The organism is Aeromonas sp. R1-2 (assembly GCF_040908505.1).
Taxonomy (GTDB): Bacteria; Pseudomonadota; Gammaproteobacteria; order Enterobacterales; family Aeromonadaceae; genus Aeromonas; species Aeromonas veronii.
Genome location: NZ_JBFODU010000010.1, coordinates 18,392 through 38,866 on the forward strand (window position 1 = coordinate 18,392; position 20,475 = coordinate 38,866).

A 20,475-nucleotide genomic window follows, 5' to 3' on the forward strand; every position below is an offset into this window, starting at 1 on the left:
GCGGCCGCATAAAAACAATCCACGCAGAGATAAACAAAGAGCCGGCAATTGCCGGCTCTTCTTTTTACGCTTCACGCTCGCTATCAGGGGTGCTGGATGATCAGGCTATGTTGATCTTCCAGCATGCTCTGCAGGATATCGTGGGACGAGGTGCTGGTGAGATTCCAGCTGGTCAGGTCCACATCCTTCAGGGTGATCTGTTGGGTTATCTGGCCATCACCCTCGGGGGAAACCGAGAGATTTACATCGCTCAGGCCATTGCTCCCCGTGGTCACCGAGGCTGAGAGATGCTTGAGCAGATCATCGATACCATTGCCTGTGACCCCTTGCAGCATGTCAGCCAGATCGATTTTGTCCCCCTGTTCCGGATGGAAGTCGGTGATGGTATCGATGGCGGGCTGTCCCTGACTCCCCTCGTCCCCGTGCTGCCAAACGAAGAGATCGCTGCCAGCCCCGCCGGTGAGGATGTCGTTGCCATGCCCCCCCAGCAGACGGTCATCGCCGGAGGAACCAAACAGCCAATCCCCCTGATCGGAACCGACCAGCTCATGACCACTCTGGCCGTGCACCGTGATGGTCTCAAGGGGCGTGCTGACGGTTGAGCCGCCGACACTCGACTCGGCACTGATCCCCAGCACATGGTCACCGTCGCCAAAACCGCTGAAGTAGAGCGGAACCGAGTGATCGGCCGGGATCAGCCAGTCGCCATTGCCATCGGCATGACCGACACTCTGACCATGCTCATCCTGCACCTGCGCCCCATTCAGGCCGCTGATGCGGATGGAGAGTTCACCGGTGGCCGGATTGACCACGCTGGCATTGATGCCAAGGGGGATAACGGCCCCTTGCAAGGCATGGAACGCATGCTGATCCACCGTCAGACCCGGCATATCCGGCTCGGAAGTGACATTGATGGTCACCTGATCGGTGTCGCTCAGCGGGCCACCCACACCAGTGTTGCCCTGATCGGAGGTAGTGACGGTAAGGGTATCCTCTCCCCAGAAATCTTTGGCCGGTTCATAGTGCAGGTTGCTTGCCAGCAACTGGTTGAGATCAGCCAGCGACCCCACCAGGGTGATCTCGCTGGTACCCGCCCCCTGCACCATCACGGCACCGGTTGCACCCAGCAAGGTCAGCACACCATGCTCGACCCGCAGCACCATGGAGACAGGCGCACTGCCTGCATCCACATCCTTCACGCTGACACCGGAGAGCGACAGGGAGCCATCCTCCTTCACCGTCATGCTGCCAGGCAGCTGATTGACCGGGGCATCGTTGACCGGCTGCACCTCGATAGGCAGCACATCGGTATCGCTGAGTGCCCCGCCACTACCCGTGTTCCCCTGATCGTTGGTAACCATAGTCAGGGCGTCATTGCCGTAGAAATCACTGTTGCCCTGATAGGTGACCCCACCAGAGAGCAAGGCATTGAGATCGGCCAGCGTGCCGGTCAGCACCAGCGAACCCGTGCCGTTGCCGACTACCGTCACGCCGCTGCCAGCAGGCAGCGTCAGGGTGCCATGTTCCACCGACAGGGTGATCTTGATGGGGCTGTTGCCCGCATCCACATCTTTCACCTGCAAACCGTGGATGACGAAGGGCTGATCTTCCTGCGCGACCTGAGGGGTCGTTGGCAATACGTTGATTGGCGCATCGTTGACCGGGCTTACATCCACATGGATGGTGCCATTGACCTCGGGGCCAAGGGCGCCGTTGTCGAGGCTCTGGACGGTGATCTTGAGATCCAGTGCACCGTTGACATCATTGGTCACCAGCTCGACAACACCCAGCTTGCCGCCCTCGGTAGTGACCTGCCAGCGACCGCCACCCAGATCAACAACCGTCCCAGCCACGCCGTTTGGCAAGCGGATCTCGGCACCATCAGGTACCCCTTCGATGGTGACCCGCACCTGCTCGGGCTTGTTCTCATGCACATTACCCGCACTGCCGCCGGTTGGCTGGGTATCCCGGGTCTCCAGCCCCAGATCCAGCGTGATCACATCCCCTTCGGTACCGCTCGCCTGACCCTGAATGTCGGCGATAAGGGCATCCCCCACCGGATTGACGGTGACGGTAAAGCTGCCACTGGTTTCGAGCGGGATGGTGAGCCCCTTGTCCAAGGTAAAGGCGCTCAGCGACAGATCCACGGTGCCGCTGAAATCAGCTGGCGGGATCAGGGTCAGCTTGGAGAAATCGGTCCCCACCGGGATCTGCCAGACGCCGCCACCATTGTTGACCGCCGGAGCCGACAGGGTGAAGCCATCCGGTACCCCCTTGATCTGCAGCGCGACGATCTGCTCCGAGCCATCGTTATCGATTAGGGTTGCGCCAAATCCGGCAAGGTTGACCGTGCCATCCTCGCTCCCCGTAACGCTGTGCACCGAGAGCTGGGCCCGATCGTTGACCGGTCTCACCTCAAAGCCGACCTGCCCGCTCCAGCTGCCGCTGTCGGTCACCTGTTGGCCACCGACCAGCGCGGTATCGACAATATCGACCTTGATGTCGAGCGGCACCTGACCGCTGAAGTGCTCTTTGGGCACAAACACCAGATCTTTAAGCGCTGCCACATCGTTGACCACCAATGTGGTCAGTGGCTGGTCGCCGACTAGGAAATAGCCAAACTTGGGATCGACTCTAATGGTCACCGCCTTCACCGTCTCGACACCTCCGTCAGCCTCGCTCGGGCTGATATCAGCCAGTTTCACCGAGAGATCGAGGTGGATCTTGCTATCTTCCAGATTGTCCGGCTGTCCATCCTGGTTGGTGTCCTGCACGGTCAGTGTCAGTTCCGGATGCTCGCCACGACCACCATTCACATCGACCACGGGGGCCACATCGACCCTAACCGTGCTGCTGTCGACCTTGATATCGCCACTGGCGGTATCGGTATTCACTACCTTCACCTCGATATTGAGCGAACCGGCAAAGTCCTGTGGCAAGCCGAGGGTCAACCCCTCCAGTCCCGCCAGTGACGGCGGCACCTTGATGACGTACTCACCGGTCGAGATGTTGTACTCGGCCCCGCTGATGGTGACGCCCGCCGGCAATCCCTTGAGGACAATGGTCACCTCGTCGCTGGCCTGGTCGGCGGCGCCGATATGGATCACGCCTTTGAGCTGCTGACCAAAATCAACCCGGATATCCTCCTTGCCCACCAGCACGGCGTTGTCGTCGATATCGACAGTCGCCGCCGGTGTCTTGGGCGTCACTGGCTGGTTCTCAAATTCGGCACTGGTTTCCAGGCTCACTTTGACATGGGCACTGGCATCGCCATCATCGCCCCGGTCGATCACCATGGCATCGATGCGGATCGGTTCGACCTTGCCGACAAACCCGTCCGGCGCATGCAGCTTGAAGCTACCGAGATTGCCCGCCGGCACGATCCAGCTGCCGTTACCGTTGTTGATACCGCCAACCACCACGAACTGATCGCCTGCACCACCGTTCAACACCGGCAGGTTGATCACCAGATAGTCGATCTCCTCCACGCTCGAGGGATCGAGGTCGGTAAAGACGAAGCGTCCAGTCAGGTCTATATCAGCACCGCTCTGCCCCACGAGAGCTCCACCGCTCTGGGTAAGCACGCCATCAGGCTCCACCACGGCCTGGATATCGACATGCAGATTGCCATCGATCACCTTCTCGGCCACCGCGCCCGAATCAACATCATGCTGGGTCACGGTGACATGGCTCTGGATATTGGTATCCCGATCGCTATCCTCCGGCGCCTTCACCAGCAGTTGTCCCCCGTTGAGCAGGCTGTCGAGCTGGGCGGCAGTCAGGGTGACCTTGCCACTGACCACGGTCAGCTGGCTCTCGACACTGCCGACTCGCAGCCAGATCTGGTAGCCATCCTCCACCCCGGAGAGACTCAGCGCCGTGACTTTCTCGGCGCCGTCAGTAAGGGTCGGATGCCAGTCCAGCACGGTAAACTGATCTTCCAGGCCATGACTGGTCTTGCTGTAGTCGGTGGCGTCAATCTCCGGTTCCACCTTGATATGCAGCGGCACATCGAAGCTCTTGTGGTCGCCATCGTTCTCGGTCACCACCACCTTGGCGATCAGGTTCAAATCCGCCGTGCTGTTATGGGGCGGCTGAATAAGCAGGTTGCCAAAATCGGAGACATCGACTTGATAGGTCGGCTTGCCATGGGCGTCGAGTCCGGCAAAGGTGAGGGTCAGCTCCTTGCCATTGGCATCAAAGACCCGGGCACCTTCCGGCAGCCCTTGCAGCACCACGTTGAGGCTCTCGGAGGTGTCGTGCGGGGTATCGACCCACTCGCCCGAGGTGAGGGTAAAGTTAAGCGGCGCCCGCCCATCCTCGCCCACTGTGGTGGCATAGCCTGTCCCTTCGGCCTCCCAGCCGGTATTGCCAAGCTCGAAATGGGGCTGATCCACCACCCCCACCAGATCCACATGAAGGGTCTGGGAGCCGGTCTCCTTCTCGTTCACCACGGTATGGGGCTGGCCGTTGGCATCGGTCAAGGTCGCCGTGTCTTTCACCACCCCCTTGATGGTCAGGTCGAAATCGACGTTGCTGTTTTTCGGCGGTTGCAGCTTGAGTTCGCCAATCCGATCAAAAGGAACCTCATAGTAACCGGCTATGTTCTGTGCAACGGCGGAACCACCCAGCAACAAGGTTGCACCGTCAGGCAGGCCACTGATGCGGACAAACATCTGCTCGGAGCCATCGAGTTTGTCACCCAGATGAGCGAGGGCAATCTTGCTGCCCAGATCGAGCAGGGTGTCTTCCTTGCCCTGAATGTCCCGCACGGTGAGCTTGGCGTCATCTGCCACCGGATTGACGTTGATCACCAGATCAATTTTGTCTCCCTGAGCCGTACCCTGACCCTGAGCGATCGGGTTCTTCTCGGTGCTGATCGGCGTCACCGACAGCTTGATGTCACCACTGAAATCCTTGCCCGGAACAACAGTCACCTTGTTGATGTTGCCGGCCGAAACGGTGTAGATGCCATTGCTATGTGGCTTGAGCTCGACTCCGTTGAGCATCAAGGTTCCCTTGCCCGCTTCCAGCTTGATCTGATAGGTCAACGTCTCGGAGCTGTCGGTATCAGTCAGGCTCGCCTTGACGTCCAGCTTGATACCCGTGCTGTCTTCATTGGTGTCATAGTGGCGAGTGGTGTTGGCTGTGTCCCACATCGGCTTGTCGGCAACACCGCGTACCGTCACAGCCAGATCCCCCGTTACAGCCGCAGGTGCCGCCCCTTCGGCGACACCGACCTGCAGTTGCACTTGGAAGTGCAGCGGCTGACCACCATTGCTCCAGCTCGACCAGTTGCTTGAAGGCACAAAGGTCACCCCCTGAGTGGTGTAGTGAACATTATCACTGGTCACCATGGCCGCTGGCGGCACGATAAACCACTTGCCATCAGCCGTAGTGGTAAGCGCTACGCCGTTGTAATAGAAGGTGCCATGGGCGGCACTAGCAGGCGTCTGGATAAGCAACTGATCCACATGCTCACCGCGATCGAAATCGCCAATATCGAGCTGCATGTTGATAGGGATACCCAGCCTCGGGTCTTGCGCCCCCTGATCTTCGTTACCAATGGCTGCGCTAACGGTAAAGCGCACCGCTTCATCCTGCAGATTGAGGGTCAGTGTGCTGTTTGCACGATCGCCATCGCCATCGACCAGATGGGCTGTCACCACCTGACTGAGCTGACTTGCGTCGTGATTGAAACCGGCCGCAGGCTTGAAGGAGTAGGAGCCGTCGGCAGAGATGGTCAGGGTTCCCATCACCTGCTTGCCATCGGGGCTCATCACATCTTGTATCAAAGAGCCATTGATGGCATACGTCTGGCCATTGATGCTGATCGACTCGACGCGGGCACCATCCGCACCTTCATTGGCGGTAGGCAGCAGATCGCCGGTCACGGTACTGCTCCCCTCGCTCAGGGTATGTGCCAGCACAGTGCCGATAGGCATGTCATCTTGTACCGTCACGGTCACACTGACGTTCGGACTGCGATCGCCATCATGATCGGTGACAAACAGCGGCACTTCGATGGTCAACTCATCCTTGCCTTGTGCACCGTGATCAAGCTGGCCTACCAGATGGACGCTGTAACTGCCGTTAACATCGAGGTGGACCCAGAAAACGGGCTTGCCCCCCTCGGCCGTAGCCAGATACCAGCCGGTGCTGTGTGGAGCCAGCGTAACCACTTTGCCACCCGATGTGAGGTGATTGGCCTGATTGAATGCAGCCACATCCAGCTCAAGGGAGGCAACCCGATCCGAACCGGCTGTGATGGTCACCTTGCCACTATCGGTTTCTCCACTCCCTGCAGGTGTGGTCCCCGGATGCTGACCGTTCACTGCATCGAGATCCGACTCCTCGACCCGAACCGGTTCAATGGCGGATATGATCGGGTTGATGCCATCAGTCACCGTGACAGTGGCGGTTCCCTGATTTTTGCTGCCGTCGCTGTCGGTGACTTCTACCGGCAAGGTCAGGTTGAGTTTGTTATCCGCCCCGTGATCCAGGTTGGTATGCACCGTTACCTGATAACCGATCTCTGCGCTGGTGTGAGCAGCGATGGTGGCAGGGACAGTGGGGATGGAGACCGTCATCACTACCAGACCTCCACTGGTCACCGCCTGGAAGGTGTGACCATCGGTGCCAACCGCTTTCCAGGTCAGGGTTTCGCCGTTATGGGTGATGGGCTTGCCGCTGGCATCCATGACCTGACCGGAGAAGGTCAGTCGCACATCAGTCACCGGATCCGAGTCGGCCTTGATGGTGATCTTGCCGCTCGCCTGCTGGTCATCCACGGCCGAGTTGGTGCCATCGAAGCGCCCTTCGCTTAAGGTGACGCCAGTCAGGGTTAGGGTTGGTTTCTCCCCTTCCCCAATCTGGATATTGAGGGTGCCGCTGGTACTGTCGTTGTTACCACCCGCCTTGTCGTAATCGTTGACGATCACCTTGATGGGGAGCTCGGTCACGGCGTTGCCGCCCTGATGAAGCCCCTGATAGAGGGTGACCTGATAGTCAAACCCGTTCTTGCCAGCCTGATCGAGGCTGCCAACCAGCTTGACCTCGAACACCTCGACCCGCTGGCCATCCACCATCACATAGCCCTTGATCAGCTGGCTACCCGGGATGGCGGGGTCCCCATCAACCAGCTCGTATTTGACGGGCTGGCCAAGTGCAGTGAGCGCCGGTTGCTGGCTGCCATCGGCAAAGGCCACCTCGACCACCCGATCCGACCCGGCTTGCACATCGAAGTGACCGGTTTGGCTCAGGCTGTTGCTGCCGGTGAGGTTCCCCTCATCCAGGGTTACACCAGTGCCCGGAATAAAGCTCGGTGCCTTACCATCCACGATGGTGAGCGGCAACGTGGTACCGATGCGATCGCCATCCTTGTCAGCCAGGGTGACGGCCAGCGGCAGGTTGAGGGATTCACTCCCCTTGTGATCCAGCTCGCCGCTCAGGGTGACCTTGGCGGTGACGCTCCAGTTACCGTTGTTATCGACCAGGCTCAGCTCGGCGCGCAGCACCACCTGGCCACCGGCGGTTCCGACCAGCTGGCCGGTTGCGGGATCGACGGTGAAAGTGACCGGGTTGCCGTGGCTTGTGAGTCCGGTCAGGGTGCTCTGGATAGCGGCGATATCAAAACCAAGAGAGTTGGGGTCAAGGGCATCGCTGCCGTGCGCGACCGAGAAACTCATGGTGCTGACGGCAGCCGTCTCCCCTTGCGCCATCTCGGTGATGGTGGTGCCGGTCACGGCGGAGATAGTCGGATTGGCACCATCCCCCACCGCCACGGTAATAGTGGAGGAGACCTTGTCACCATCGCTGTCGAGCAGGGTAAAGCCCGCCTTGAGCAGGTTGTCGGCACTGCCCTGATCCAGCGGTTGATGGAGGGTAAAGCTGTATTTGCCATCGTTACCGAGGGTCAGCTCAAACACCAGCTTGCCATCTGGGGTACGCCCCTCGATACGATGATCGGCCACCGTGATGGTCACGGCCTGCTTGCCCGAAGTGAATCCTTGCAGCCCCGGTTGGTTGGCATCGAAGGTGATGCTGGCCAGCGGATCGCTGCCTGCGGTGATGGTCAGATCACCGTCAAGAGTCTGGCCCTGCTGCCAGTTGCTATCTTCGGTGAGAGTGAGGGAGACAGGATCGACCTGCGGCAAGGCACCATCGGTAATGGTGATATTGAGGGTGCCGAGGTTGCTCTTGTCGTCGTCAAAATCGGTGCCCTGTACTTTCAGGCCTAGATTGAGGCTGTTGGTCGCTTCCGGTTCGTCAAACACACCGTTCAGCGAGACGTTGTATTTGCCATCCAGCCCGATGGTCACGGTGAGGATCGTCTTGCCCAGCCAATCCTTGACGATCAGCTGGTTGTCTTGAACCTCGTAACTCGTCGCCTTGCCCTGGCTGGTGAGCCCCGCCAACGCAGGTTGGCTGGCCTCAAAGTGGAGGGAGACCAGACGATCGCTGCCCACCGTCACCGGCAGCTGACCATCGATGCTCTGGTTGCCCCCCTCTTGCAGGGCGACCCCCTTGTCGACGCCCAATACGGGATCACTGCCATCATTGACGCTCAGGGTCAGGTTGGCGCTGGTGCTGTCGCCATCGATCTCGTTGGCGCTCACCTGCAAGCCGAGGGAGAGGCTGTCACTGCCCTTGTGATCCAGCGGGCCGGTGAGGGTGACCTCCACCCGACCAACCAGATCGCTGCCCTGCTGCTGCGCATTCAATTCGGCACGCAGCACCTCCACCCGTTGGCCACTGCCATCCAGGTAGTAACCCACCAAGGTGCGATCATCGGCAAATTCAAAGGTCAGCGGATAACCATCGCTGGCAAGACCCGATCCGTTGAGGGTAGTCAGGGTGTTGCTCTGATTGCTGAACACCAACGAATCCACCAGCAGAGGATCGGCGGTGTGTTTGACCACAAAGCTGCTCTCGCCCACCACGGCGGCGCCGTTGGTAAAGGCATCTTCGGTCAGGGGAATGGCCGGGATCTCGAAACTGGGCGGATTGCTGTCCACCAGATTGATCACCAGCGGCGCCTTCACCAGATCGCCGTCGCTGTCTCGATATTCGAGGTTGAATGGCAGGCGCAACGCGTCCTGACCGTGATCCAGGCTTTGACTCCAGACGATGCGGTAACTGCCGTCATTGTTGAGGGTCAGGGTGAAGACAGTCGCCCCACCAGCACTGGCGGTCAGGGTCTGACCGTTGATGGTGTAGCCAAGAGGCGCACCATGGCTGACGAGCCCCAGCCCTTCCAAGGCACTCTGATCAGCGGCAAACTGGACTTGCAGATTGCCATCTTGGCCGGCACCGGTATTTAGACTACCGGTCGCGGTGATCGGGCCATCGGCCAATCCGGCTTCGGAGAGCGTCGGGGTTTCGCTCTGACCGATCAGCGGCGCCCCATCGCTGGCGCTGTTGCCCGCCAGATCGGTGACACTGGCACGCACTTCAAAGGATTGATTGATACCGGAGAGATCAAGACCTGATACCTGCCAGCGACCATCGGCCCCCACCTGTGCCGAGGTGGTCAACAGCGGCTGGCCATTGCTGTCGACCAGAGTGATGGTGACACTCTGACCCGCCTCCACATTGCTGGTGGAGCCGCTCAGGGTGGCGCTGCTGTTGCCAAACAGGGCAGTGGTATCGAGATCATCGATGTCGATAGATGCCTGAGTATCGACATTGATAACGAGGGTATCGCTGGCACGGTTGCCGGCAATATCCACGGAATTGACCTGAAACTGGTACTGGCCATCGGCCAGGGTCTGCGGCAGCTGATATTGCCAGTTACCGGCGGCATCCACCGTCAGGACGATGAGCACGCTACCGCCAAGGCTCAGGGTTACGGTGGCACCGGGCTCCCCCTTCCCTTGCAGCAGCGGGGTATTGTCGCGGGTCAGATCATCGGTCTGGCTGGCGCCGGTGTCGCTCTCATCGGCGAGATCGAGGGTAATGGTGGTGATGGTATCGAGCAGGGTCTGTCCGGTATCGCTGGCGTTGTTGCCCGCCTGATCCTGGGTATTAGCCAAAATCTGCAACGGGCCATCCACCAGCTTGCCGGTCACATCGCCAAAATTGGCTTCCCACACCAGGCCGGGCAGCACCACTGTCGTCACCGTCAATGAATTGCCCGCCTGATCGATAAGGGTCACAGTGACTGGCTGGCCTACCTCCACATCATCCACTACACCACGAATGATGACGCCAGCCGCTTCATCGGCGTTGATAATGTTGTCGCTGGTTTGGGGCTCGGTGATGGTTATGGCGGCAAAGAAATCGCGCTCTTCGGAAAACAGCAGCTCATCGCCGACAGGTTGAACCGTATGGTCGGTATCAAAACCGGCCTCGGCCAGGGTGGCATCGTTGGTACGATCGACCACTACAAATCCACCCGAGCTGGAACCGGCTACACCACCGATATTACCCGCAGCGGCTGCGTTACCGGCGGCGGTCTCCTGGAACAATTCGGTCGGGTCAATCCCCTGACGGATCGCCTCTTGCAATGAGGCCAGTTCCGGATCAGTCGGTTGTCCATCAGCAGCAGGCTCAGGTTTGGCGGCCATATCTTGCTCACCAGCAGGATCACTGCCCGGCTCGGCTAGTTGAAAGTGGCCCCCTTGGGCAGTTTGCAGGCGGTCCCCCGGCTGCAATGCTATCCCCACTTTTGCTCGTATGACAGATCCATCTGCACTGATGACAAACACGGAACCCTCGAGTTGGGAGATCACCGTGGACTTTTCAATTTGCAACTCAGCCATACAACCTCCAGCAAAACCTTAACCACCAACATCAGTACCTACAGGGTACTTGTCTGTTCAATAATCATACCGCACCAGACTAAGTGGGTCTTTTCGCTATTTTCGACAATGATTGCCATAAAATGGCCATAACTTACAAGATTGTGCATCTAACAGGCCTTTTTAAATGAAATGAGATTTGGGTGACCCCAATCGCATCACCTTTATTAACAGGTCTATCAGGCTCCATGTGACTATTTCTGTCGTTTGACGATAAATCCACTGCAGCTTCAATAAATGGATCATAATCCCAAGGTCAAAAGCTCACACCACAACACCGAGAATTTGCATATTGAGTCAATTATTAGCATAAGTCATTGCCAGAATCTGTGAACAATACGGCAGCAATCAGGATCAGCAGCAAAAAGTGCCAGTACGTAGCTGTACCGTTCAAACGCCTGCCATCGAATGCTCGGCAGTTAACAACAATTTGAGTTTCCATAAAATTTAATCCAGATCTCATTTCAGCGATCAATCCTGTGCACCAATTGATCTGGCACAACTCTCCCTCCGATAAATCATCATTAAATTTACCTATTTGTTAGGGTAACCCTCGAGCAATCATATATTGCGCGGTTTTATTCACCCGCAAGCGAATGTCTGCCCACCCCGCCCGACGGGGAGAAGATCCACACCAAGATGGAACGGGTCAGACGAGACCAAAACATTTATCTGGGAGTGATAAACGTGGGTTCACAACACAGGCATATCAAACTGGGCCTCGCCGCCCTGCTGCTGACCAGCTGGCTTGGTGCAAGCGGCTGGGCACTGGCTGATGAAGCAACCACCAAGGGCAAGATAGAGGCGCGCAGCGAGCTGTTCGCCAAGGAGCACGCCGATCAGTTCACCAGCTGGCAAGCCACCAGCGAGAGCAAGGAGCGCACCGATGCGCTGGCGGAAGATCCCAATATGGTGGTGCTGTGGGGCGGTTACCCCTTCGCCAAGGATTACAACAAGCCGCGCGGTCACTTCTATGCGCTGACCGATGTACGGGAAACCCTGCGTACCGGCGCCCCGAAAACAGCCGAAGATGGCCCCCTGCCCATGGCCTGCTGGAGCTGCAAAGGCCCGGATGTGGCCCGCGTCATCGACGAGAAGGGTGAGGATGGCTACTTCAAGGGGATGTGGGCAAAAGGTGGGCCGGAAGTAGTCAACACCATCGGCTGCGCCGACTGCCACGACACCGCCTCGAAGGAGTTCAAGGAGGGCAAACCGGCCCTGCACCTCTCCCGTCCCTATGCCGATCGGGCCATGACAGCCATCGGCAAGCCGTTCAAGGAGCAGGGGCGCTTTGATCAGCAGTCCCAGGTGTGCGGCCAGTGCCACGTGGAGTACTACTTCAGCGGCCCCACCAAGGCGGTCAAATTCCCCTGGGACAAGGGCACCACGGTTGAGCAGATGGAGGCCTATTACGATGAAATCGGCTTTGCCGACTGGACTCATGCCCTCTCCAAAACCCCTATGCTCAAAGCCCAGCACCCCGAGTACGAAACCTGGCGCGCCGGCATTCACGGTCAGAACAACGTCGCCTGCGTCGACTGTCACATGCCCAAGGTGCAGAACGATCAGGGCAAGGTCTACACCGATCACAAGGTGGGGAACCCCTTCGATCGTTTCGAGCAGACCTGCCGCAACTGCCACACCCAGAGCAAAGAAATGCTGCAGGGGATCGTCAAGCAGCGCAAAGAGGCGGTGATCGAAACCAAGCTGAAGGTCGAGAAGCAGCTGGTACACGCCCACTTTGAAGCCAAGGCGGCCTGGGATGCCGGCGCCACCGAGGCAGAGATGAAGGATATTCTGCAGGACATCCGTCACGCCCAGTGGCGCTGGGACTACGCCATCGCCTCCCACGGGGTGCAAATGCACGCCCCCGAAGTGGCCCTCAAGGTACTTGGCAGCGCGCTGGATAAAGCCGCTGACGCCCGCACCAAGCTGGCACGCCTGTTGGCCAGCAAGGGGATCAGCCACGAAATCGCCATCCCCGACATCTCCACCAAGGAGAAAGCGCAAGCGGCCCTTGGCATGGATATGAAGCAGTTCAACAGCGACAAGGCCCAGTTCCTCAAGACCACGGTCCCCGCCTGGGATGCCGAGGCCAAAGCGGCCGGACGGCTGGCACAGTAACGGCGCCTGCGGGCCCGGCCAGACCAGGCCCGCAGCGGATGGAGGCTTCCTATGGGTGATTTAACGATGGATTTTTTACGACTGATGCTGATGGCAGCCATGCTGCTCACCAGCCTGCAGGGTCTGGCGGCCGAGCCGGCAGCAGCCCCTGTTCCAGCTACACATGAGGTGGAATTTTTACGCAATCCCGACAAGGCCTGTACCGACTGTCACAAAGAGCAGAGCGAGGGAATGCACGGCAAGCATGGTCAGGCGACCAATCCCAACAACCTGGCGCCGGTCACCTGCACCAACTGCCACGGCCAGCCCTCCCCCCAGCACCGGGAAGGGGTCAAGGATGTGATGCGCTTCAGCCACAGCCTGAAGGATAAAGAGAGCATCAAGCTTTATCCCATCAGCGAGCAGAATGGAGTCTGCATGAGCTGCCACGAGCCCAAACCACTGCGCGAGGCGCTCTGGGCCCACGACGTGCACGCCACCAAGCTCACCTGCACCAGCTGCCACCAGTTGCATCCGGCCAAGGAGCCCATGGTGGGGATCCCGGAAAAATCCCGCATCAAGCTCTGCGTCGACTGCCACAGCAAGCAGCATGAGGCCAGCAAGGCCCGGCAGGAGCAGTCCAAACCGGCTACCGGCAAGGAGGCATCATGAGCTGCTCTCGCCGTGACTTTATGGCGGGCATGGGCGCGGGGGCCCTTATCATGATGACGGGGCCGACTCGTTCCCTTGCTACCCCCCTCGCCCACAGCCAGACCATCGACGGGATCCGCTATGGCATGATCTACGATGAGACGGCCTGCATCGGCTGCACCGCCTGCATGGACGCCTGCCGGGAGGTGAATCAGGTGCCACAAGGGGTCTCGCGTCTCGAGATCATCCGCTCAGGCCCGGTCGGTGAATATCCCGATGCCGAGTACCGCTTCTTTCGCAAGTCCTGCCAGCACTGCGACAACGCCCCCTGCGTCCACGTCTGCCCCACCGGCGCCTCCCATATCCGCAAGGAGGATGGCATCGTCGATGTCGACGCGGATCTCTGCGTCGGCTGCATGTATTGCTTGGCCGCCTGCCCCTATCAGGTGCGCTTTATCAACCCGGTCACCCGAGTGGCGGACAAATGCGACTTTTGCCGCAAGACCAACCTGGCGGCGGGCAAGGAGCCAGCCTGCGTGGAGTCCTGCCCCACCAAGGCGCTGGTGTTCGGTAATCTGGATGATCCGGACAGCCCCATCGCCAAACGGCTGGTGAAAGAGACCACCTATCGCTACAAGCAGGCACTCGGCACCTCGCCCAAGATGTACCGCGTGCCCAAAGGGGAGATAACGTCATGACCATACAAGCGGCATTTCACTTCCCCTCGCTGGTGTGGGGATTTGCCCCATCGCCATCTACTGCTGTGACAGAGGGAGGAATGGATCATGTTGCATGACGCATTTCACTTCCCTTCACTTGTCTGGGACTGGCCCATCGCTATCTATCTGTTCCTGCTCGGCATCTCCGCCGGGGCCACCACCCTCTCGGTGCTGCTGCGCCGCAAGGGCGCCGGCAGCGAGAACGGCATCATCAAAGCGACCGCCATTCTGGCGCCAGCGAGCGTGATATTGGGGTTACTCATCCTCATCTTCCATCTGGCCCGCCCCTGGACCTTCTGGAAGCTGATGTTCCACTACCAGTTCGACTCAGTGATGTCGATGGGGGTCATGCTGTTTCAGCTCTATATGGCGGTGCTGTTCGCCTGGCTGGCGGTGGTGTTTCGCACCGAGATCGAGACAATGCGCAGCCGGTTGCTGAAAGAGAAGTTCGCTTTTGTGGATGGGTTGATTGGCTTGCTCGCCCGCATCGAACGGCTGCTGGCGCCGCTCTTGCTGCTGCTTGCCGTGCTGCTGGGGGCCTACACCGGCTTTCTGCTCTCGGCACTCAAGACCTATCCGCTCTTGAACAACCCGGTGCTGCCGGTGCTGTTTCTGGTCTCGGGCATCAGCTCCGGCATCGCCTCCACCATCTTGCTGGCGGTGACGCTCTTCAAGGAGAACCACCACAGCCAGGGGGTGAGCTTCGTGCATCGCTTCGAGCGGCCGGTGCTGGCGGTGGAGGTGCTGCTGCTGGTCTGCTTCTTTACCGGCCTCTACTTCGGTGGCGGCCAGAAAGAGGTGGCGATGTGGGCCGCCATCGGCAGCGGTTTCTGGGCTCAGGTGTTCTGGTTCGGGGTGGTGGGCATCGGCATGCTGCTGCCCCAGCTGCTGGCTCTGCTGACCCCGGCGCCCCTGCGGGTGCGAAACGGCCATCTGGTGCTGGTCTGCAGCCTGACACTGGTGGGGATCCTGCTGCTGCGCTACTTCGTGCTTTATGCCGGTCAAATGACGGTAGTTTAAAGGTATGATCTCCAGCGCCAGCCGCCCTCGGGTGACTGGCGCTGGCTTGTTGCTGGCCCAATGAATTTCTGGTGATGCCACACCCGTTGCTTGGCAATGTTCTCCGCCAAAGGGAGACGACGCGGCGTGTGTGTCATGACATGAATGAGATCAAAGATTGAACCGGAGGTTGTGTGCTGGCGGAGCTCGGCTATCTCTCACTGTTGCTGGCGGCGGCACTCTCCTTGCTGCAGGGCACCCTGCCCTGGCTGGGATTACTGCTCGCCTCCCCGACCCTGCTGCGCTGCGCCACGCCGCTGGCACTGATCAATGCCGTCCTGCTATTGGCCTCCCTGCTGCTGCTCGCCAGCTGCTTTGGCCAAGATGATTTCACCGTCAGCTATGTGGCCCAGCACGCCAACAGCGCCCTGCCCCTGGGCTTCAAACTGGCGGCCGTGTGGGGGGGCCACGAGGGCTCCATGCTGTTCTTCGTGTTTGCGCTGGGGCTCTGGGGCGCCCTGGTGGCCCTTTGTTCCAAGCGGGTCGATCCGCTGATCACAGCCCGGGTATTGGTCATCATGGGGCTGATCGTCGGGCTGTTCGGCCTCTATACCCTGATCTTCTCCAGCCCGTTTGACCGCCAATTCCCGGGGCCGCTGGAGGGGCGCGATCTCAACCCCATGCTGCAGGATATCGGCCTTATCATCCACCCCCCCCTGCTCTATCTCGGTTACGTCGGCTTTGCAGTCAACTTCGCCTTCGCCATGGCGGCGCTGCACTCGGGCAGGCTGGATGGTGCCGTGGCCCACTGGAGTCGCCCCTGGGCGCTCGGCTCCTGGGTCTTTCTCACCGCCGGTATCGTGCTGGGCTCCTGGTGGGCCTATTACGAGCTCGGCTGGGGCGGCTGGTGGTTCTGGGATCCGGTAGAAAATGCCTCCCTCTTACCCTGGCTGCTAGGCACTGCCCTGCTGCACGCCCTGATTGTCTGCGAGAAGCGCGGCGCTTACGGCCACGCCGTGCTGCTGCTCTCCATCTTCACCTTCGCCTTGAGCCTGCTCGGCACCTTTGTGGTGCGCTCCGGGGTGCTCACCTCGGTGCACGCCTTTGCGGTGGACCCCAGCCGCGGCCTCACCCTCTTGTTGCTGCTCGGTTTGCTATTGACCTGCGCCCTCACCCTGTTTGCCCTGCGCGCAGACATTCGCGCCCCCTATGCCCGCTTTGGCTTGCTGTCAAAAGAGGGGCAGCTCGGTGCCGCCATCCTGCTGCTCTGCGTGGCCTGCGCCAGCGTGCTACTCGGCACCTTCTACCCCATGGTGTTCCAGTCGCTTCATCTGGGCTCGCTCTCGGTGGGTGCCCCCTATTTCAATACCATCTTCGTGCCGCTGGCCCTCTGCCTGATGGCGCTGATGACCCAGCTGCCTCGCCTGCGCTGGCAGCAGCTTGCGACACATTCCCGACTCAACGCTCTGTTGCCGCCGCTGTTTGGCCTGCTTGGCGGCGGGCTCATTAGCCTTGCCTATCTGGAACAGGGAGCGGTTTCCGGTAGCTGGATTGGCATCCTCGCTAATATGGTGAGCCTCTGGCTGATGGCCAGCCTGTTGCTCCCGCTCTTGCAGCCGACGTCGCGGCGCGAGATCCCCCTCAATCGGTTCGGCAGCTTGCTGGCCCACCTCGGGGTGGCGGTGTGTGCCCTTGGCATCGCGCAGGTGAGTCACCACAGTCAGGAGGGGGGCACAGTGCTAAGTGCCAACCAGCTCTACCAGCTCGGTGCCTTCGAGTTTCGCTATGAAGGGCGCGAGCCGGTGATCGGCCCCAACTATACCGCCGAGCGCATCACGCTTAGCGTGCACAAGAATGGTAAAGAGGTGGCGCGGCTGACGCCGGAGCGGCGCCACTACAGCGTGCGCACCATGAACATGAATGAACCCGGCATCGCGTGGGGAATGCTCGGCGATCTCTACGTGGTGCTGGGTGAGAAGATGGGACCAGATGCCTATGCCATGCGGCTGCACTACAAGCCGCTGGTGCGCTGGATCTGGTTCGGTGGCCTGTTGATGATGACAGGCGGCACCCTGCGCCTGCTCGCCCGCCGGCCGCTGCTGGCTAGCCATTCTGCGCCAGCTACCGCCCCTTACCCTCGGCTTGAACAGGAGTCCTTATGAATGCCCGTCTGCGCCTGTTCGTGCCGCTCGTGCTCACTCTGGGCCTCGGCGCCCTGCTTTGGCTCGGCCTTGGCAACAATCCCTACAGCCAGGATGAGGCAACGCTCGGACGTACCCTGCCTGCGTGGCAGAGCGACAATCTGCTGGACGGACGTCCGATCCAGACCGCCAGCCTCAAGGGGGAGCCCTTTGTCCTTAACGTCTGGGCCAGCTGGTGCGCCAACTGCCGCGCTGAACATCCGTTGCTCAGCGAGCTCGCGGGCACAGTGCCCCTCTACGGCCTCAACTACCGGGACAAGGGGGATGCGGCCCGCGCCTGGCTTATCCAGGCGGGCAACCCCTATCGCGCTGTGCTGGCCGACCCTGACGGCAAACTGGCCCTTGAGCTCGGCGTCTACGGCACGCCGGAAACCTATCTGTTTGATGCCGATGGTGCCCTGCTCGCCCGCCATACCGGCGAGCTTACCAACGAGATCTGGCAACGTCAGTTTGCCCCCCTGCTCGACCAGGCGCGAGCGGATGCGCAGCTCAAGGCCGCCACAACGACACCCGCAATTGCGCCGTCTATTGCAACATCAGCTCGGGAGACACAGCCATGATGTGCCGTTCTCTTGCCTGCACCCTGCTGGCCCTCGGCATGCTGCTGAGTGCCACTGCATATTCCAGCGGGGTCGATACCTATCAATTTCGCCATCCCGAGCTGCAAAATCGGGCGCAAGAGCTGGCCCGCGCCCTGCGCTGCCCCCAGTGCCAGAACCAGAATCTGGTGGAGTCCAACTCCCCCATCGCCCGGGATCTGCGGCTAGAGGTCTACCGCTGGGTGGACGAGGGGCAGAGCGATGAGCAGGTGATCGCCCGCATGACGGAGCGCTTCGGCGATTTCGTGCGCTACGATCCCCCCTTCAAGAGCAGCACGGCGCTGCTGTGGGGCGGTCCCCTGCTGCTGTTGGGGCTGGCGCTGTTGACCCTGTTTCGCCGCCTGACGCGCACAAAGGCGCAACCCATCCCTGTCGTTAAGGCCATCGATGAGGCCCCCCCTCAACCCGCAGCCGACCCGCGCAGCGAATTGAATTTGCTGATCATGCACGGGGAGCAGGCAGGCCTCTCCCCCGACCAACCACTCTACAGGGAGCTGAGCGCCGCCCGCCTGGCCAACGCCATCCCGGCGGCTGAGCTGGCCCTGCGCGCGCAACTGGCCAACCTGCATGACAATCGCGGTCGCAATAACCGGCACGGGTGGGCCTTGTTGCTGCTTAGCCTCCTGGCCATCGCGGCCGTTGCCGCTGTGTATCTCAGCACCGGCCGCTATCAGGCATGGCAGGATTATGCATCCCGTCCCGATCCGCTGGCGGGGTTGAGCCCGCGGGATCTGCAGGACAAGGAGCTGGGGAGTCTGCATCAGAAGCTTCAGCGCAGCCCTGCCGATCTCGACGCTTGGGCGGCGCTCGGCCAGCTCTATCTCTATCGGGGTGAATATGACAACGCCCTGCTCGCCTACCAACGTCTCGCTCTGCTGGAGGGGGGCGCCAGCGCGGCGACTCAATCCGCCCAAGCCACTGTGCTCTACTATCAGGCGGGCCAGCAGCTGACCCCGGAGGCACTGCACCTGCTCGATAGCGCCCTCAAGCAGGACGCGGGGGAAGTGAGCGCCCTGATGCTGCTCGCCTCCGATCACTTCCTGCATGGCCGCTACAGCCAGGCCATTGCCCTGTGGCAACAACTGCTCGATGGCGAGCGCCCTCGCATCAACCGGGCCGCGCTGATTGAGGCGATCCAGACGGCAAGCATAATGGGCGGGTAACCCCTTGATTGAAAGAGGGTAATCGTGGTGATATGGCGCCGCGACCACGCAAGTGGTTCAGCACTCTCTTTCAATAGACAAGGATGTCTGGATGCAACTCACCCTGTTAAACGACTCGGGCAAATTCGATGGACTCGATGACACCATTAGGCACGTCTTTGCCGAGACGGCGAACAAATTGAATGCCTTGTTCGATCTCTCCCAACTGGATGTCACCTTCAGCCCTTTTGCCGAGGGGGATGCTCCCGGCTCGGGTATCGGTGGCTGGGCCATCAACATGTATCGAATAGAACTCCAGCTTGATCTGGAACGGCCTGATATCAAAGAGGTGATCATCACCGAATTGCCTGCTGTGCTGGCCCACGAAGTCCACCATATCGTGCAAAAGAAGAACAAGGTGGAAGCAGAAACACTGGCCGAAAACCTGATTTTTGAAGGGCTGGCCTGCTACTTTGAGCAGAGGTTCAATGGTGGCACACTCCCCTCGCTGTTCAAGGAGTCTCATCACCATGACTGGCAATCGCTCCTGGCAGAGATGACGCCCCATCTATCCAGCAAGCAGTTCAACTATTTAGACTTTTTCTACTGCCGTGATAACCGGCCATTTCCCAAATATGCCGGTTACTGGGTGGGGTTCAATCTGGTGGCCAACTATCTGGCCAAAAATGGCCTGAATGAAATAGAGGTCATGGGCCTGCCCGCCGAGGCGTATTTCAATTAACACGCCTTCACACTGTTCGTGGCGATTACAGAGCCCAAATCCGGAGAGAAGATCATGATCCCCATTCGCTGCAAGGCCGTCTCTGGCGTTGCCCTTACCACTGTCGATGGCGAAACCAAATTGCTGGTGATGAAACGGGTCAAGGGGGGCTTCTGGTGTCATGTGGCAGGCACGGTGGAGGCGGGTGAAACCGGCTGGCAGACCATTATTCGGGAGTTTGGCGAAGAGACGGGGATCCGGGTCACCGAACTCTACAACGGCCAGTATCTGGAGCAGTTTTACGAGGCGATCCTGAATACGGTGGAGGTGGTGCCGGTCTTTGTAGTCTATTGCCCGCCCAATCAGGCGGTGATCCTCAACGACGAGCACATAGACTATCGCTGGTGTTCCCTGGCCGAAGCCAAGGCGCTGGTGAGTTTCCCCGGCCAGAAGGCGCTCTACGACCATATCTGGCACCATTTTGTCGACAACGCCCCCTCTCCCCTGATGCGGGTCGATATCCGCTGACCGCGCACGG

General features: G+C 59.9%; 10 protein-coding genes. 9 read left to right on the plus strand and 1 reads right to left on the minus strand.

Annotation, left to right across the window (positions count from 1 at the left end; genetic code table 11):
• Nucleotides 1–83 precede the first annotated feature (83 nt).
• Nucleotides 84–10,763 carry a retention module-containing protein gene (locus AB5Y76_RS02385; protein WP_263717303.1) on the minus strand — a complete coding sequence of 3,560 codons (10,680 nt, stop codon included), beginning with the start codon at nucleotides 10,761–10,763 and terminating at the stop codon, nucleotides 84–86.
• 720 nt (nucleotides 10,764–11,483) lie between these two features.
• Here AB5Y76_RS02385 and nrfA point away from each other — a divergent pair.
• The 9 genes from nrfA (at nucleotide 11,484) to AB5Y76_RS02430 (ending at nucleotide 20,465) form a co-directional block, all read left to right on the plus strand.
• Complete coding sequence (gene nrfA / locus AB5Y76_RS02390; RefSeq protein ID WP_368177672.1) at nucleotides 11,484–12,926, plus strand: ammonia-forming nitrite reductase cytochrome c552 subunit; 1,443 nt, start codon at nucleotides 11,484–11,486, stop codon at nucleotides 12,924–12,926.
• Between the two features lie 51 nt (nucleotides 12,927–12,977).
• Nucleotides 12,978–13,577, plus strand: coding sequence for a cytochrome c nitrite reductase pentaheme subunit (gene nrfB / locus AB5Y76_RS02395; protein WP_263717304.1), 600 nt, complete (start codon nucleotides 12,978–12,980; stop codon nucleotides 13,575–13,577).
• Nucleotides 13,574–14,254, plus strand: a complete 681-nt coding sequence (gene nrfC, locus AB5Y76_RS02400; RefSeq protein ID WP_159143807.1) for a cytochrome c nitrite reductase Fe-S protein — start codon at nucleotides 13,574–13,576, stop codon at nucleotides 14,252–14,254. The genes nrfB and nrfC overlap by 4 nt, the downstream gene beginning before the upstream one ends.
• A gap of 87 nt (nucleotides 14,255–14,341) precedes the next feature.
• Nucleotides 14,342–15,295 carry a cytochrome c nitrite reductase subunit NrfD gene (nrfD, locus tag AB5Y76_RS02405; protein WP_263717305.1) on the plus strand — a complete coding sequence of 318 codons (954 nt, stop codon included), beginning with the start codon at nucleotides 14,342–14,344 and terminating at the stop codon, nucleotides 15,293–15,295.
• A 173-nt stretch (nucleotides 15,296–15,468) separates the two neighbouring features.
• Nucleotides 15,469–17,436, plus strand: coding sequence for a heme lyase NrfEFG subunit NrfE (nrfE, locus tag AB5Y76_RS02410; protein WP_263717306.1), 1,968 nt, complete (start codon nucleotides 15,469–15,471; stop codon nucleotides 17,434–17,436).
• Nucleotides 17,433–18,035 (plus strand): DsbE family thiol:disulfide interchange protein, encoded by a 603-nt coding sequence (locus AB5Y76_RS02415; RefSeq protein ID WP_263717307.1) that lies wholly within the window; start codon nucleotides 17,433–17,435, stop codon nucleotides 18,033–18,035. The genes nrfE and AB5Y76_RS02415 overlap by 4 nt, the downstream gene beginning before the upstream one ends.
• A complete protein-coding gene (gene nrfF, locus AB5Y76_RS02420; RefSeq protein ID WP_263717308.1) occupies nucleotides 18,032–19,237 on the plus strand; it encodes a heme lyase NrfEFG subunit NrfF in 1,206 nt (401 codons plus the stop codon). The genes AB5Y76_RS02415 and nrfF overlap by 4 nt, the downstream gene beginning before the upstream one ends.
• 91 nt (nucleotides 19,238–19,328) lie before the next feature.
• Nucleotides 19,329–19,958, plus strand: coding sequence for a DUF2268 domain-containing protein (locus tag AB5Y76_RS02425; protein WP_263717310.1), 630 nt, complete (start codon nucleotides 19,329–19,331; stop codon nucleotides 19,956–19,958).
• 54 nt (nucleotides 19,959–20,012) lie between these two features.
• Nucleotides 20,013–20,465: an NUDIX pyrophosphatase gene (locus tag AB5Y76_RS02430; protein WP_263717311.1), complete on the plus strand. Its 453-nt coding sequence runs from the start codon at nucleotides 20,013–20,015 to the stop codon at nucleotides 20,463–20,465.
• The last annotated feature ends 10 nt before the right edge of the window (nucleotides 20,466–20,475 follow it).